The organism is Pseudomonas taeanensis MS-3 (assembly GCF_000498575.2).
GTDB lineage: Bacteria > Pseudomonadota > Gammaproteobacteria > Pseudomonadales > Pseudomonadaceae > Aquipseudomonas > Aquipseudomonas taeanensis.
On sequence record NZ_AWSQ01000001.1, the window covers coordinates 353951 to 370900 of the forward strand.

The window sequence follows — 16950 nt, forward strand, 5'->3', positions numbered from 1 at the left end:
TCAGACGGACTCCTTGGCCTGTTTATAGAGGGTGCGATAACGATCGAGCATGAGCTCCTCGGTGTAGTAGCGGTTGACCCGGGTCAGGCCAACGGCCTGCGCCTCCCGCCAGCGCTGCGGGTTGCCCAGCAGGTCGAGAATCGCACGCGCCGTGGCCTGCGGCTCGGCAATGGCCACCACCTCGCCGGCGCTGCCAAGGGCACGATCCTCCTCACCAGAGCCCTCGATCAGTTCACGGCAGGAGCCAACGTCGGTGCTGACTACCGGCGTACCGGCGGCCCAGGCTTCGAGAATCACCAGAGGCTGGGCCTCGCTGATCGAGGTCAGCACCATCACACCGAGCTTGGGCATCACGTCATGGATCTTCTGGAAACCGAGGAACTTGACCTTGCCTTCCAGTCCCAGGCTGGTGACCAGGCTATGGCACTCATGGGCGTAGTCCGGGTCCTCCTCGTCAGGCCCGACTATCCAGCCTTCGGCCTCGGGGATGGCGCTGACCACCGAGCGCATCGCTCGGATGAAGGTCTTCAGGTCCTTGATCGGCACCACCCGGCCGATCAGCCCCACCACCGGCGGAATACCCTCTGGACGCTGCTCCATGGCGTTGGCCCAGCCGTCCATGGCGATACCGTTGGGGATCACCCGAGTGCGGACCTCGGCGGCGCCATCGGCTATCTGCCGCTGGCGGTTGCCGTCGTAGAGCGCAATGATCGGCTCGGCCGAGCGGTAGGCGAGCAAGCCGACCCGCTCGAAGAAACGGATCCACAAACGGCGAATATAGCTGACCTCCGAATCCAATCCGGTGCTCAAGGCTTCGTCTGGGTTTTCCGAGATCCAGCTGGCCTGGGCCAGGTCGATCTTGCGCTCCTTGGTGTAGATACCATGCTCGCTGAGCAGGTAGCTGCACTGCCAGCGCTGTTGCAGGATACTGCCGAGCAGCCCGGCGTAGCCCGTGGAGATCGAGTGCAGCACCCGGGCCGGCGGCAGTCGCCGCGCCGCCTCGGCGAGCATCAACAAAGGCGCCTGCATGGTACGCAGGGTCCAGAAATAGTTGACGAAGGAAGGGTCACTGCAATGCCGGGCGTAGCCGTCGGTGATGGCCTCCCAGCTGGCCTTGCTGTGCAGCACATCGTCCAGGCTCAGCGTACCGTGAGCGAGCATCTCGAGCACTGCCTGGCCTTGTTCCTTCGTCGGCTCATCAGGATGGTGAAGAAACCGGTGCAGGTCGCGCAAAACCTCACGCGATCCTTCGCGCCGCGCAGTGGAAACTGCAGCCCCAGGCTTCCAGGCACTTTCGAGGAAGTGCTCCTCGATATGCAGGACGTTGGCGGGAATCGCATACTGGCGCTTGCCATAGGCTTCGCGCTGACCGCCAATGAAAAATACCGAGAACGTCAGCTCAGGTAGGCCGAGGATCAGCTGATTGACCCAGCTCGAGACGCCACCGCGCACGTAGGGCCAGGTGCCTTCGAGCAGCAGGCAGATATCGGCAACCGGTAAGGACTCAGGTTTTTTTTTCATAACCAGTATTTCGCCAATTCTGCGAAGGGCGGACGCTGTAGCAGCTGCTCCGGCAAAGTCGCCAACTGCGCAGGAATATCCGCATAGCGACGCTGGAGGAAGGCCAGTTCGGCACGAAATGGCACCAATTTCTGCGAGCCGATGCCGGCCAGCTCGGCCTGCTGGAAATGTGCCTCGGCCTGCTCCAGCAAGTCCTGCTGCAAGGCGATGCGCCCGGCAAGCAGGTGCGACTCACCGTTGCCTGCACTGATCAGGGACTGTTCGACATGCTCGCGGGCCTGACTGAGTATGTGTTCGAGCACACTACCCTGGGCCAGCCCCAGGTATGCCAACTCCCAGTACCAGCGCGCCAGGGTGGCGTGCACGGCCGGCCGCTGTTCTTCCGACACCGAGGCCAACTGGCCGAGCGCCGCCTCGATGCGCTGGTTGATCTGGCTCTCCTGCTGATCGAGCATGGAGTAGGCCAGCAGGCGCACATCGTCGGTCGGATCGCGTAGAGCCAGTTTCAGAATCGGGATAGAGTCGCGCCCGGCCATACGCCGGGTGGCAAACAGTGCATTCAGACGCTTCTCGGTGCTGGGGGCGTGGCGCACCACGTCCTGTAGGCCGCCATCGCTGAACATCAGGTCGCGGCGCTGATCCTGTGGGCGAAAGGGCAGCTCAGGTACCGCCATCGAATTCCATGCCTGCTCCTGCTGCTTGCGCGGCATGTACAACGCCGGAAATACCGCGAGGATCACACCGACGGTACCGAGCAGCGGCACGAAGAACGCCAGGCCAAAGATAAACAGAGGGCTCCAGGGTAAGGGAAACTTGTAGCGTCGCGGCAGCAACAGCCAGATCCCGGCGCTGAGCATCAGGCTGCCCAGCGCGTGGGCCGTCGCATACATCAGTGCGGCCTGCCCGACCGGCAACTGCGCGGACAAGCTCGCCCAGCTGCTCAGTTCGAACAGGAAGGCGCCGCTAAATAGCCACTTGCTGGTCACTGAAGGCACACTCGTTGAAGAGAAAATGGCGCAGGGCCTGGCGCTCGTTGCGCGCGTCCAGGTCATAGGCATGGGTGGTCACGCCCAGGCTTTCGAGTCCCTGGTCGAGGCCGAAACGTTCGCGCAACAGACTATGCAGGCGCAGCAGGTAGCCCTGGGCTCCCTCTGCCGAAGTCAGTGGCAGCAGGACCAGCACGCAAGTCTTGCCCCGCTGGTTGGTCAATTCGAGCTGCAGGTCGAGGCCGCGCTGGCTGCCCTCGATCAGCCGCAACAGCTCATCGAGGTGGGCCGTCGGCTCAAGTTCGAAGCCGTAGAGGTAGGCCTCAAGCGAGTGCTGCTGAGCATCGATCAACGAACGTTTGAGGTTCTGGCTGAACGCTTGGGCGTCGCTGTCCTGCAACTGCAGGGCCAGTGGGTCGCTGAGCAGCAGGTCGGCGATATGCCCGGCGAGAATCATCAACAGACTCAGGGTGCGCTCGTTGAAGGCGAAGAAGGGCATTTGCTCCACAGCGAGTATCGCCAACACGCGCCCTTCGGTGTCCACCAGCGGGATGCACGCCTGGTAATTCGAGTGCTGGCGATGCTCGCCGCGCTCCAGCAAGGCTTCGCGCACGCTGACCAGCTCCCCGCGCTCGAGGCACAGACGCACCAGCAGGTCGTCATGGCGCAGCGGCGAGACCTCGCCGATGCTGCTCAGTGCCTCGGCGTCTATCCTGCCTTGGGCACTGACGCGATAGAGGCCGGCGACGCGGAAGGAGCCGTACATTGCCAACAGGCTCAGGATCGAGCCGGCAAGGGCGACCAGCGCGTCATCGCCGCGCGGCAGCGCACGCAACTGACTGCGCAGCCCCAGCAGCGAGCTGCGCAGGCTCTGGTCAGTGCCGGCCACACGCTGCTCCAGGCGGTCGTGGGAGATGCGCAGGATGTAATGCGCGCGAGTGAATTCATCCAGGCGCAGTTGGCGGTAATCGTTGGCCAGATCCAGGCGCTCCAGGCGGCGTTCCCAGATGTCACGAAACTCGCCGACCAGCATGCCGCTGACCAGCACACCGACTATGAACGAGGCCGGCACCTCCTGGTACATCGCGTCGCTGTAGGCACGGCAGAGGAACAGCGCCAGCACCAGCATGGCGGCGCTGGCCAGACCGTTCATGAAGCCATAGCGCATACCCAGCAACAATGGCGCCAGGATCACCCAAGGAAAGGCAGTCTCGACCATCAGCGGGTCCTCCGGCGACAGCCAGAGCCCCAGGCCAATGGCCAAACCGCTGAGCAGCAACGTCTCCAGCCAGGACACACTGTTGCTGGCCCGTGGCGCCAGGGTAAAGTCCTTGTGGGCGGATTCCATCGCCATTACTCGAACTGCAGGTCGCTAACCAGCTCACGCAGCACCTTCTGCGCGGTGCCCGCCAGGCTCTCTCGCGACCAACCGGCACGCGCGCCGCTGTTGCTCCAGAGTACCCGGCCGCTGGCGGGGTCGATAACCTGCAGGCTGATGCCGACGGCGGGCTCACCGTCCAGACCACTCTTGTACTGCCATTCCTCGACGCTACCGCTGACCACATAGTTCAGGCCCTGCTGACGCGCCCAGGCCAGCGCCTGGGTCAGGCGCTCGCGGTCGTCCAACAGGGTCAGGTCGCCCTGGGGTAGCGCCGGATACAGGCGTGGCCGCAGGCCTTCTTCGGCCAGCACGCTGAGCAGGATCTGCTCGGCACGCTCACCGGCCTGGGGTGCCTGGGAAAAATTGACCAGCGGCAGTAGACCCCACTGCGCCTCATGGGGAAAAGCCGGGCCACTCTCACGCGTGAAGCTGGAACAGCCTGCGACAAGCAGGGCAATGGCCGCCAGGGCCAGATATCGCATTGATTGCATGATTCGATCCTCCTGTTGAATCCGTGCTCAGCGCCCGAAACGGGCGCTGTAGCTGATACCCATGGTCCCACCCGGCTCGCCGCCACCGCTGCGCGGTGCGGACTGGAAGCCAAAGGTGAAAGCCAATTCATCGTCGCCGAACAACTCCAGGCCGACCCCGGTGTTGATGGCGTAGTTGAACTCCTGCTCGGTCCACTGCCAGCCGGCCAGCACATCGACCAGCCAGGTGTACTGTGCCCGCTCACGATTGAGTGTGCCGGGGAAGCCGCGGCGCCAGGTACTGCCCAGATACAGTTGGCCGAAACGCTCCTGCAGCAGATCGCCCGGCGTCGCGCCATCGAGGATCAGGGCGCCGCCGAGCGGCACTCTCACCGCATTATTCTGATCATCTAGAACCTCATCGCCCTGCGCATCCAGCAGCGGTTGCGAAGCGAACAAACTATCGGGCAGAGCGCTTTCCAGGCTGTTCTGCTGATAGTTGATACCACTGCGCAGCAACCAGGTCGGCCCCTCGAAGAACAGCGCGTGAGTGGCTTCCAGATTGAACTGCTGACCGCTGCCCAAGGCGTCCCCTTGACGAGTGCTGTAACGCTGGTGGGCCAGCGACCAGCTCACCTGGTCTCGCGCGCCAAGACTGTGACGGCCGGCGACGCCGAGGCCGTCGCGCATGCCCAGGGCGCGCAGCAGGCCACTGTCGTCGGCCTCGCGATGCCAGTCCAGGCTGACTTCCAACTCATCGCGCGACGATAGCTGCAGCCTCCGCGCCAAGCCAAAGCCCAGGCGATCCTCATCGTCGCGCCAGCTGCCATCGACGATCAGGTCGAGCGCGCCATCACTGAGTTCGCGCTGCAGACGAAGCTGCAGGTTGCGTTCATCACCCAACACCCGCTCGTCCAGCGTCGGCGCATCATAGCTGCCCTGACCGAGACGCAGATCGGCATACCAGTCATTACCCAGATGGCGAGCAATTCTGGCACTCGGCCCGCGCAGGTCGAAATCACCGAAATCACGGTTCTGCCAGCTCAGCTGCACACCCTGTGGCGTGCGTTGATGCAACTCGACTGTCTGGCGCAGCAGCTGTCCACGGATGCTTTCGGGCTGTTCGTCGGACAGACTGGCCAAGCCCACGCCTAGCGCCTCACCGCCGCGGCCCAGGCGCGTCAGAGCCTCGACCCGCTGGGCCTGATCCAGCCCACCGCCGGCCAGCAGCCGTACCAACGCGTCACGATCCTGGCCACGCATGGCTTCCTGAAACAATTCATAGCGGCCGATCTCCAGGCCTTGGCTACGGGCCCAGGCCAGCCACTCGTCCTTCATCGCCTCTTGTCTGGTGCTGTCGAGCCGCGCCAGGAACTGCTCGAACCACAGCTGCAGCATCGTCTGCGAGCCGTCCTGCCACTGCCAGGCCTGCTGCAGGGCACGGCGGCCCGACTGACTGGTGCTGACCAGTCGCAGATAGACGCGGTAACGCTCGATAGAGCCGGCCAGCTGTTGCTGATCGACCTGGGCCAGCAGACGCCGTCGCTGGCGCTGCGCGGCATCGGCGTAACCGCCACTGTCCAGGGCGTCGGCATAGGCCGCCTGGACCAGCCAGTCGCCGGGGTTGCTGCGCAGGTACAGCCGGTACCAGGCCAGGGCCTGCTCGGTGCGATTGAGCAGCAGGTTGGCGCTGGCGAATGGCAGCCACAGTACGCTTTCCTGGCGCGCCAGGCTGCGCCACTGCTGGAGCAAGGCTGGCAGCTCCTCGCGTCGACCCTGGTCGATATACAACCAGAGCAGGCGTTCGCGGAACACGCTTTGCTGGGGGAACAAACTCAAGCCCTGTCGATACAGGCGCTCGGCTTCCACCTGGCGGCCGCCGCGTTCGGCCAGCAGTGCGCGGGCCTGCCACAGGGCCGACACCCGGGTACTGCCCGGCATCGTCATGGCTTCGTCGACAAGGGCTTGCAGCTGAGCCCAGGCGGCCAGTTGCTCGGCCAGCTGCAGGGCCTCGGTCAACGTGGCGGGATCCCGTGTGCGCTGCCAGCTTCTGATCAGCAACGCCAAGGCCTTGTCCGGCGCCGACTCGCGGTAGAGGGTGATAAGTTGCTGCTCATCGCCGTTGCTCAGGGTCACTTGCAGTGCCAGCAGGCGCTCGTAAGCCTGGCGCGCATCGGCATCCTGCTCCAGATCCCAGGCCAGTGCGGCGCGCATGCGCCAGTAGCCCTCATCATCGACGGCGTCGGTATCGATAGCGTCGAGGATCTGCCAGGCGGCAGCCGCATCGAACAGGCGCCAATGGGCCTCGGCCCAGGCCATGCGCTCGGCGACGGTCAATTTGAAACGCTTGTCCATAGCCGCCCATACCTGGGCCTCGGCCGCGAACTGCTGATTGTGCTCGTGTAGCAACTGCAGGCCGTACCAGGCCTTGCGGTGCTCGGGGTGATGCTGCAGATAGCCGCGCAGCCAGCGCTCGAGCGCTTCCGGTGTACCCCGCGAGCGCTGGCTGTAAACCAGGGCATCCAGCTCGGCGTCGCTGAGGCGACGCTGCTGACTGAGGGTCTCCAGCAGCGGAATCGCCCGTTCGAAATCGAACAACTGAGTCGCCAGTCGCCAGGCGTGCTCACGCGTCTCGCCGTCTTCGCGAACCTGCAGCAAGCGCACCCAATAGCCCAGCGCAGCGTGCGGATCACCGACCCACTCGCCCAACTGGGCCATCTGCCTTAGCAGGTCCGGGTCATCGGCACGCGACTCGACCAATATTTGGCCCACCGCCCAGGCCTGCTCCAGGTCTCCCTCGGCCAGACGCACTCGGAAATCCAGGGCCATGGCCTGCAGGTCATTGGGCCGCCAGGCACGCCAAGCGCGGATAAACTGCGCCGCGAGGTCCAGACGCCGGCTACCGATGGCCGTTTCGACACCCTCAGCCAGTATCTGCGGGTCGGCATCGCGCAACTCGGCGAAGTAGCGCGCCAACAATTCCACGGCGGCCTCGCCTCGATCGCCCGCGCGCAAGGCCGCGAACGCCTGGTCGAGCCACTGCGAGCGCTGCTCGGCAGTTTCTGCTTGTTCCAGCAGGTCGATATAAAGCTGCGCCGCCCGCTCTTGCTGGCCGCTCGCCAAATACCACCTGGCCGCTTCCCCGAGCCACTCGGTGGCTTTCTCGGGTTCACGCCCGGCCAGATCTACATAGACGTCCGCAGCCAGTCCAGGCGCCGATAGCGACAGTGCATAGCGGGCCTGACGTAGCAACAATTCGGTCGCCAAACCTCCACGGCTGAGCCTGCTCAAGCGCTCGACCAAGGCCAGGCGCTTGGGCCGCTCGATGCCCTTGCGACTGGCCAAGGCCTCGAGTACGTCCAGCTCGACCCGGTAGAAACGCAAGCTGTCGGTTTCATCCACCTCGAGTTCGCGCAAGTGGCGGCGTGCCCGAGGATAATCGCCCAGTTTGATCAGCTGCTCGATCAGGGTCAGGCGCAGCTCGTCATTCTCCGGACGCGCCTCGAGCAGCAGCTCGGCATAGCTGACCCAGACGGCGTCAGGCTGCTTGCCCGCCGGCAAGAAGACCTCCTCACTCCTATGAGTCAGGTACAGCAGGCCACCCACCACCAAGGCCAGCAGCAACAGGGCCCAGAGGCTGAGTAGACGAGCGGGCTTAGCGGCAGAAGAGTTGCGCATCCTGCACCTGTGTCATTGGCAACTTGAAGCGCCAGAGTTGCTGTTGCCGACTGCCAGCAACAGACTTGCCGCCGATCTCGACCCGACAGCTGCCAGTCGCACGGACGATGAAGTCCAGGGGAATCTGACCCTCGAAGGAGAAGCGCACCTGCTCATCGCTGACATAATGCCAGGCCGTCAGGGGCGTATTGGCCTCCTCCAAGGCCGGACGTGGATCGCGACTGTCGCGCAGGACCAGACGAACCCGCTCATCGCTCAGGTGCACGTAGCGGCCCTGGGGCAGGTCGCGAACGCCCGCCACGCCACTGGAGCGCAACAGGTCGGGCCAACCCTGGGCGGGATCCAGGCGCAGTGTGCGCAAACCATCGAGGCCACGGACCTGCCAGCTGCCATCGCTGTCGCGCGCCAGGCTGGTCTGGTAGAGGCCATGCAGGCGGGTGATGTAGTCGCTCATCCACAACGACAGCGGCTGCTGCTGATCCAAGAAGCGATAGATCTGGTGCATCGCCCGGATCGACGACTGTTTTGTACCCGAATAGAAGTGGTAATAGAGATGAAGACCGCGCAGGCGCCGCGGTGCATCGGTCAACTCGAAGGTATCGATGACATCGCGAAAACCGTAGTAGGGCCCCTTCCACAGATTGGTGTAGAGGTTCTCGTTGATCACCGGCGCGTAGTAATGCAGCCCGCCCGACGTCGGCCGCAGCAAGGGATAGAGGCCGCTCACCGAAGGGTAGGCCTTGGTCAGTATGGTATTGCCGCCGTTGACGTTGGCCAGGCCACTGTCATAGGCCAGTTTGATAGTCGCATCGTCCGGCATAGCCCCGCCCGACCAGAAGATCATCTTCACCGGCTTGTCCGGCGTGGTCAGACGCTCGTTGATGTAGGCCGCTGAGCCCACGACTTCCCGGGTGAAGTCGATCTTGTCGTAGCCAGGAATGGCCATCTTGTAGCCGTATTCCGCACTGAACCCCTCGCGCTGCTTGGCTCGCTCGGGTTGCCAGAAGAACGGGTGACTGTAGGTATGGGTGGCCACTTCGACCTTGGGGTCGGCAAATATCTCGCGAGCGATCGGCTCCAGCTCACGGGCCAGGTGCGGATACATACCCCGGGGACCGACTTCGCCTTCGATCACCGACACCGAGGTCAGAAATGGGTAAGGCTTGATGAAGTCATTCAGCACCTGCTTCCCTGCATAGGGGGTCCCCACCACTTCCGCCCGCGAGACGAAGCCGTCGCCGTCGATGTGCACGGTGGCAATGCGCCGACCATTTTCGGTGGTGGCATCCGGGCGCGGAAATATCGGCAGGTGCAAGGCGCGCTGGAGGAAGGCGAACGGGTCGATAATCCAGCGCTGGAAGTCCGAGTCGGCGCCTTCCTCGAGCAGGTAGGGCGACAACGCCATGCCGCCCCAGGAGCCGACCACCACCGGGGCGTACTTGCGCTGTTCGCTATCGGCGAGGGTCAACAGGGCGTCTGCACCCTGCTCGAGAACGGTCAGCGCAGGCAGCTCGCGCGTTCGCAGGCGCAGCGGTGCCTCGAAATGCCCCAGGTATTCGGCGTCGTAGCCTACCAGGCTGGCCTTGCCTTGCAGGGGCTTCGCCACGCGACGCAAGCCCATACGCTTGAGCAGGCTATCGTTGTCGATGGGCATTCCGCCGAATATCGCCAGGGGAACCTGCTCATCCAGGCGCGCCGTCAGCCACTGATTGAACACCGTCGAGTTTGCCGGCGGACCGCTGGTCATCCAGAGGACGGCACCTGCATAGAGGCCGCTGGCCGGGCGGGCGGGTAACTGATCGGCGGGCAGATAGTCCACTCGAAAGCCGAGATACTCGAGCAGGCCGCCCAGGTATCGATGCCCGGCCCCTTCATTGAAGGGGCCTTCCCGCGGATCAAAGATCAGCGCGATGCGCCGCGGTTGCACCTCGATACTGCTGATGCCTAGATAGTCCAACTCAGGCACCGTCACGAAGGGCACAAACCCCTCTTCCCGCAGGCGCTTGGCCAGCTTGCGCGCGTCCGCGCGGCGCTCGGGGGGCAGATAGTCGATGGCTACCAGCGGCACGCCCTGGGCACGCAACGGAGCCAGATGACCTTCCAGCCAGTTCCTGTCGTCCTGGGACACCGTGCGGTAAGTGCGGTTGGCAGCATCCCAGCCGGCATGAATCGACTCGACCGCCACCGCCGCCGCAACTCCCGGCAGCTCCGGCAGGACTTCGAAGCCGCGGTTGAAGAACAGCTGCAACTCGGGCTCCTTGCGCTTCAACTCGGCAAGAAAATCCCTGAGTGCAGCTCGCTCAGCCGTCTGTTCGGGCTCGGGCAGCAACTGAAAACTGTCCAGCGTATCGAGAAACAGACCGCTGTAGCCCTGCTCACGCAGTTCGGCCGCGCGGCGTAACAGGTGCTTGCGCCAGACCGGCGAGGTGAGGCGCATGACCTGACTGTTCCAGGCCTGATTGCGCACGGGACTGGCAGCGCTGTCGAGCTGCTCCTGCTCCAAGGCAGCGGGATCGCCATCGAACTCCCCTACCGACAGGTAGGCGAAGGCTAGACTGCCCTGGGCGCGCAGGAAGGCCACGGCTTTGCGGTCGGCGTGACCTGGCTCTAGGACACTCCAGTCGAACTGGCTGAGCTCGGCAAGCGGCGGGTTGTCGGCGTACCAGAACGCAACACTTTGCGGACTACGCGGGCTTACAGGCGCTTCGGCCAGGGCCTCGGACAGACCGCAAGTCAAGACAGTGCATAGCACCATAAGATTGGAGAATAGGGAAACCAGCGCGTACCGAAAGCTTGAGGCCGGCCGCTTTGACATGACGAGAAAACTGGAGACGCTTCCTGAGCCAGTAACGAAGGACATAGATTGCTCGAGGCGCGCGATTCAGCGCCTGCACGTGATTCTTGTTTGACTATTCCTAGAAGCGGCGAATGCTAGCACGACGCCATTACCCCCTACCAGGCCGCCTCCAGCCTTTCGCATTGCAGGCAAGGATCATAGAAAGACCGTGGCCCAAGCCTGCTGTATCCACTCAGGGCTTATCGGCCAGTGGCCGCAGACCTTTAACCCCAATGGCGACAGCCGCACCCCAACGACCCTCACCCTGAAGCCTCAAGTGGCGTTGACTAGCGCCACTCTCCGCACAACGACAGGTTAGAAACCCTCAGCTATTAGAACATCTGTACCAAGGGGACAAACAGCTTGCGCTGCAACTCTTCAACGACAGGCCGCGCCGACGGTTTGACAAAGCCGTCCTCCAACGCCAATACCTGATAGATGCCACGACGCAGCATTTCTTCACTGAGGTCACTGACATGACCGCCGGCAGTGCTGAGAAAGCGCACCCAGGAGGTCATGATGATCCAGCTGTTGAGGGCCAGGGCCTCGATCTGCGCAGGACTCATCAACAGGATGCCGGCCTCGACGAACCCTTGATAGATGCCTTGTGCGCCCTGCAGGCAGCGCTGGGCAAACAGCCGGTAGCGCTCGGCCAGTTGCACGTCGCTGTCGAGCAGGTGCTCCAGGTCGCGATGCAAAAAGCGGTAATGCCACATCGCCGCCAACAACGCCTCCAGGTAGAAGGTCTTGTCCTCCATGGTCAGCGCGCGGCCTTGCGGGCGCCGCAGGAAACCATCGACATGCGCTTCGTACTGGGCGAACAGCTCGGCGATGATCGCCTGCTTGTTACGGAAGTGGTAGTACAGGTTGCCCGGCGATATGCCCAGATGGGCTGCGATGTGGTTGGTGCTGACACTGCGCTCGCCCTGGGCGTTGAACAGCTCAAGGCTGGCCTGAATGATACGTTCGCGGGTTTTCAGAGGGGGCGGCATAGCGCAACTCGATCTCGACTCGATAAACAATGATCGCCAGAACCTGAACAGCCGGCCCGACAAAGGTACAGAGGAAAATCGACAAAGTGTTAGCCGAGCAGGGCCTGCGGCGCAATCCACGGCTGCGCCGGACGGCTTGGAACACCAGGTTATTTGACAGATTAGAGCAATTGCTCTAAAAATCCAGCACACCCTGACCGCAATGCCCAGCCCACCGCCTAATGGGCCTTGCGCCGAACTGCCGAGGAACTGCACATGGTTGCCGACGTCGCCTATCTAGAACAAAGCCTGCAACACAGCCAACACCAGCTCAGTCAGCTGGAAAGCAGCTTCGCCAGTCAACGCCAGGCGTACCGAGCCAATCCGATGCCCTCGGCCGAGCAGCGCATTCAGTGGCTCAAGTCCCTGCGTGAGCTGCTGACCCAGGAGCAGGACGCCCTGGTTCAGGCGATCTCGGCAGACTTCAGCAACCGCTCCGCGGATGAGACCCTGCTCGCCGAACTGATGCCCAGCCTGCACGGTATCCAGTACGCCAGTAAGCGCATCAAGACGTGGATGAAACCCTCGCGGCGCAGCGTCGGCCTGCAGTTCATGCCGGCCTCGGCCAAGGTGATCTACCAGCCGCTCGGTGTGGTCGGGGTGATAGTGCCGTGGAACTACCCACTGTTCCTCGCCATCGGCCCGCTGGTCGGTGCGCTGTCGGCCGGCAACCGGGTGATGATCAAGATGAGCGAGTCGACCCCGGCCACCTCGCAACTGGTCAAGGACCTGCTGGGCAAGGTGTTCCCCGAAGACCTGGTCAGCGTCGTGCTCGGCGAGGCGGAGGTCGGCATGGCCTTCTCCAAACTGCCGTTCGACCACCTGCTGTTCACCGGTGCCACCGGCATCGGCAAACACGTGATGCGCGCCGCCGCCGAGAACCTGACCCCGGTGACCCTGGAGCTGGGCGGTAAGTCGCCGGCCATCGTCTCCGTCGACGTGCCACTGAAAGACGCCGCCGAGCGCATTGCCTTCGGCAAGACCATGAACGCCGGACAGACCTGTGTGGCGCCTGACTATGTGCTGGTGCCCAGGGATCGCGTGGATGGCTTCGTCGAGGCCTACCGCGCCGCGGTACAGGGCTTCTACCCGCAGCTCAAGGACAACCCCGACTACACCGCGATCATCAATGAACGCCAGCAGCAGCGGCTGAACAACTACCTAAGCGATGCCGAGAGCAAGGGCGCCACGCTGATCCCGCTGTTCCCCGAAGCCCAGGGCCGGCGCATGCCACACAGCCTGCTGCTGAACGTCAACGACGAGATGCAGGTGATGCAGGACGAAATCTTCGGCCCCCTGCTACCGGTGATCCCCTACGACGGCTTGGACCAGGCGTTCGCCTACGTCAACCAACGCGCGCGCCCGTTGGCGCTGTACTTCTTCGGCTATGACAAGCGCGAGCAGCAGCGCGTGCTACATGAAACCCACTCCGGCGGCGTGTGCCTGAACGACACTTTGCTGCATGTGGCGCAGGACGACATGCCGTTCGGTGGCATCGGCCCGTCCGGCATGGGCCATTACCACGGTCATGAGGGCTTCCTGACCTTCAGCAAGGCCAAGGGCGTCTTCATCAAACAGCGCTTCAACGCCGCCAAGCTGATTTACCCGCCCTACGGCACGGCGCTGCAGAAGCTGGTGTACAAGCTGTTCGTGCGCTAACGGCCCCTCACGTAGGCTGGGTAGAGCGCAGCGAAACCCAGCAGGATCAAAGCGTCTCCTACGGGGTTCGGCGAAAACGCCCCGCCCCGGCTCGGAAGCCTGCAAGGGTGATAACAACAATGATCGACAACTCTGCTGAACCCTCAGGCCTGTCCCGGCGCAACCTGCTCAAGGTCGGCCTGCTGGGTTCGGCCCTGCTGACCACGGCCGGACTCACCGCGACGCTCAGCGGCTGCTCGGCGAGCGTCCCGCAGGCGGGCTTCGCGGTAATCCGCGCCTCCGACCTGCCCTTTCTCCAGGCCCTGATCCCGGTGATGCTGGAGGGTGCAGTACCCGCAGACCACATGCCACAGGCAGTCGCAGGCACCCTCGAGAGCCTGGACTACAACCTCAACCACCTGTCGCCGGAAATGCGGGGGCTCACGGTCCAGCTGTTCGATGTGCTGGCCCTGCCGATCACCCGCGGCCCGCTGACCGGTATCTGGGGCAGCTGGAACAACGCCTCGGCGGATGAAGTGCGTCACTTCCTCAACCGCTGGCAGAACAGTTCCCTCGGCCTGCTGAAGATGGGCCACGCCTCGCTGCTGCAACTGGTGATGATGAGCTGGTACGGCCGCCCCGAGTCCTGGATCCACTGTGGTTATCCCGGTCCGCCCAAGGTCTGAGCGACGCACACAGATCCTGTGGGAGCGGGCTTGCCCGCGAAAACTGGCAACGCACGAGCATCACGGGCAAGCCCGCTCCCACGAAGAGCTCAGTAGATCTATCCGCCTATCCGGCAGAACCCTAAGAGAAGCGCCTGAAATGCCCGTACCTGATTTATTCGCCGAGGGCCTGGCCCGTGGCTGGAAAACCTACAACGGCTCGCGCCTGGAGCACGACCTGACCCTCGAGGCGGATATCGCCATCATCGGCAGCGGCGCCGGCGGCGGCACCAGTGCGGAAATCCTCAGCGCCGCCGGGTTCAAGGTGCTGCTGATCGAGGAGGGCCCGCTGAAGACCAGCAGCGACTTCAAGATGCAGGAAGCCGAGGCCTACCCGCAGCTGTACCAGGAAGGTATCGGCCGCATGAGCAAGGACGGCGCCATCACCATCATGCAGGGCCGCGCCGTCGGCGGCACCACGCTGATCAACTGGACCTCGAGCTTTCGCACGCCGACGCCGACCCTGCAGCACTGGGCCAGCGAACATGGCGTCAAAGGGCACGGCGTCGAGGACATGGCGCCCTGGTTCACCCAGATGGAACAACGCCTGGGCGTCGCGCCCTGGGCCATGCCGCCGAATGCCAACAACGATGTGATCCGCGCCGGCTGTGAAAAACTCGGCTACGCCTGGAAGGTCATCCCGCGCAATGTACGCGGCTGCTGGAACCTCGGGTATTGCGGCATGGGCTGCCCGACCAATGCCAAACAGTCGATGCTGGTCACCACCATCCCCGCGACCCTGGAGAAGGGTGGCGAACTGCTCTACCTGGCGCGCGCCGAACGCCTGCTGATCGATGGCGAACGGGTCAGCGGCATCGAATGCCTGGGCCTGGACGAACGCAGCGTGACACCCAATGGCCGCACGATCAGGGTCAAGGCCAAGCACTACATCCTGGCCGGCGGCGGCATCAATACCCCCGGCATTCTGCTGCGCTCGGACGCCCCCGACCCACATGGCCGCACCGGCAAACGCACCTTCCTGCACTTGGTGAACTTCTCCGCCGCGCAGTTCGAACAGGTGATCAACCCCTTCTACGGTGCGCCCCAGTCGATCTACTCCGACCATTTCCAATGGGACGACGGCATTGCCGGGCGCATGTCCTACAAGCTCGAAGTGCCACCACTGCAACCGGCGCTGACCGCCACCCTGCTCGGCCGTTTCGGCGTCGACAACGCCCTGCGCATGGAACAACTGCCGCACACCAATGCCATGCTTGCCCTGTTACGCGACGGTTTCCACCCGGACAGCGCCGAAGGCCGGGTCGAGTTGCGTGGCGACGGCAGCCCGGTGCTCGACTACCAGATGACCGACTACACCTGGGACGGCGTACGCCGCGCCTTCCACAGCATGGCCGAGGTACAGTTCGCCGCTGGCGCCAAGAGCGTGCTGCCCCTGCATGCCGATGCGGGCTACGTGAAGACCCTCGCCGAGGCGCGCCGGCTGATCGACGACCTGCCCTTGGAGCTTTACCGCACCCGTCTGGGCAGCGCCCATGTGATGGGCGGCTGCGCCATGGGCGAAGACCCGCGTCAGGCGGTCACCGACAGTCTCGGCCGCCATCACCAACTGAGCAACCTGTCGATCCATGACGGCTCGCTGTTCCCCACCAGCATCGGCGCCAACCCGCAACTGTCGATCTATGCCCTCACCGCGCAGCTCAGCAGCCTGCTGGCCGATCGACTCGGCACCGCCTGACGAAACCCAAGGAGCCCTGCGATGCTCACCAAGACCATTTCCGCGCTGCTGATCATCGCCGGCATCATTCATCTGCTGCCGGTCACGGGCGTGCTAGGCGCAGAGCGGCTGGCCGCGCTCTACGGCTTAGCCGTTCAGGAGCCCAACTTATTGATCCTGCTGCGCAGCCGCGCCGTGCTGTTCGGCCTACTCGGTGCACTGCTGATCTACGCGGCCTGGCGCCCGGCGCTACAGCCCATCGCCTTGCTCGGCGGTCTGGTCAGCGTGCTGACCTTCCTCTTACTGGCCTACAGCAGCCCCGGCTACAGCGACGCCTTGCGCCGGGTGGTGATCGCCGACTGGGTGGCCTTGGCGTGCTTGCTGATCGCCCTGACGCTGTATTTCATTACCCGCGCCAAAGCCTGAGTCAATCGCCTCGACTTGGCCGCTGTGGACTGCTGCGCTACCATCCGACTCCCAAACGGACCCCGCCAGGACGTCACGATGAATCGAGTGTTATACCCAGGCACCTTCGACCCCATCACCAAGGGGCATGGAGACCTGGTCGAACGCGCCTCGCGCCTGTTCGACCAGGTGATCATCGCGGTCGCTGCCAGCCCGAAGAAAAACCCGCTGTTCTCCCTCGAACAACGCGTGGAGCTGGCGCGCGAGGTCACCAAGCACCTGCCCAATGTCGAAGTAGTCGGGTTTTCCAGCCTGCTCGCGCACTTTGCCAAAGAGCAGCAGGCCAATGTCTTCCTCAGGGGCCTGCGCGCGGTGTCGGACTTCGAGTACGAATTCCAGCTGGCCAATATGAACCGCCAACTGGCCCCGGAGGTGGAGAGTCTGTTCCTCACTCCGTCAGAAAAGTACTCATACATTTCCTCAACCCTGGTGCGTGAAATCGCCGCCCTGGGCGGTGACATCTCCAAATTCGTCCACCCCGCGGTGGCCGATGCGCTGAGTGAACGTCTCAAGCGCTAAGCCCGACGGCCATGAGCGGCCCCGC

The 16950-nt window shown here is 63.7% G+C and carries 12 protein-coding genes; 5 read left to right on the plus strand and 7 right to left on the minus strand.

What is annotated here, in order from left to right:
* The 7 genes from pelF to TMS3_RS01540 form a co-directional block, all read right to left on the minus strand.
* Positions 1-1521 (minus strand): GT4 family glycosyltransferase PelF, encoded by a 1521-nt coding sequence (pelF, locus tag TMS3_RS01510; protein WP_025163473.1) that lies wholly within the window; start codon positions 1519-1521, stop codon positions 1-3.
* Positions 1518-2507, minus strand: coding sequence for a hypothetical protein (locus TMS3_RS01515; RefSeq protein ID WP_025163474.1), 990 nt, complete (start codon positions 2505-2507; stop codon positions 1518-1520). Before TMS3_RS01515 ends, pelF begins: the two co-directional genes overlap by 4 nt.
* Complete coding sequence (locus tag TMS3_RS01520) at positions 2485-3855, minus strand: PelD GGDEF domain-containing protein (protein WP_025163475.1); 1371 nt, start codon at positions 3853-3855, stop codon at positions 2485-2487. The genes TMS3_RS01515 and TMS3_RS01520 overlap by 23 nt, the downstream gene beginning before the upstream one ends.
* 5 nt (positions 3856-3860) lie before the next feature.
* Positions 3861-4379: a hypothetical protein gene (locus TMS3_RS01525; protein WP_025163476.1), complete on the minus strand. Its 519-nt coding sequence runs from the start codon at positions 4377-4379 to the stop codon at positions 3861-3863.
* A 27-nt stretch (positions 4380-4406) separates the two neighbouring features.
* Positions 4407-8036, minus strand: coding sequence for a tetratricopeptide repeat protein (locus TMS3_RS01530; protein WP_025163477.1), 3630 nt, complete (start codon positions 8034-8036; stop codon positions 4407-4409).
* On the minus strand, positions 8014-10791 hold the full coding sequence (locus TMS3_RS01535; protein WP_029866047.1) for a bifunctional glycoside hydrolase 114/ polysaccharide deacetylase family protein: 2778 nt from the start codon (positions 10789-10791) through the stop codon (positions 8014-8016). Before TMS3_RS01535 ends, TMS3_RS01530 begins: the two co-directional genes overlap by 23 nt.
* 413 nt (positions 10792-11204) lie before the next feature.
* Positions 11205-11864 (minus strand): TetR/AcrR family transcriptional regulator, encoded by a 660-nt coding sequence (locus tag TMS3_RS01540; protein WP_025163479.1) that lies wholly within the window; start codon positions 11862-11864, stop codon positions 11205-11207.
* Positions 11865-12119: 255 nt separating this feature from the next.
* Here TMS3_RS01540 and TMS3_RS01545 point away from each other — a divergent pair, with 255 nt between their 5' ends.
* From TMS3_RS01545 to coaD, 5 genes are all read left to right on the plus strand, one after another.
* The gene (locus TMS3_RS01545) at positions 12120-13562 is read left to right on the plus strand and encodes a coniferyl aldehyde dehydrogenase (protein ID WP_025163480.1); all 1443 of its coding nucleotides are present in this window, start codon (positions 12120-12122) and stop codon (positions 13560-13562) included.
* 119 nt (positions 13563-13681) lie between these two features.
* Positions 13682-14227, plus strand: coding sequence for a hypothetical protein (locus TMS3_RS01550; RefSeq protein ID WP_025163481.1), 546 nt, complete (start codon positions 13682-13684; stop codon positions 14225-14227).
* Between the two features lie 139 nt (positions 14228-14366).
* Entirely contained in the window at positions 14367-15962 is a 1596-nt protein-coding gene (locus TMS3_RS01555) for a GMC family oxidoreductase (protein ID WP_025163482.1), read from the plus strand.
* Positions 15963-15983: 21 nt separating this feature from the next.
* A complete protein-coding gene (locus TMS3_RS01560) occupies positions 15984-16367 on the plus strand; it encodes a hypothetical protein (protein WP_025163483.1) in 384 nt (127 codons plus the stop codon).
* A 78-nt stretch (positions 16368-16445) separates the two neighbouring features.
* Positions 16446-16925 (plus strand): pantetheine-phosphate adenylyltransferase, encoded by a 480-nt coding sequence (coaD, locus tag TMS3_RS01565; protein WP_025163484.1) that lies wholly within the window; start codon positions 16446-16448, stop codon positions 16923-16925.
* Positions 16926-16950: the final 25 nt, after the last annotated feature.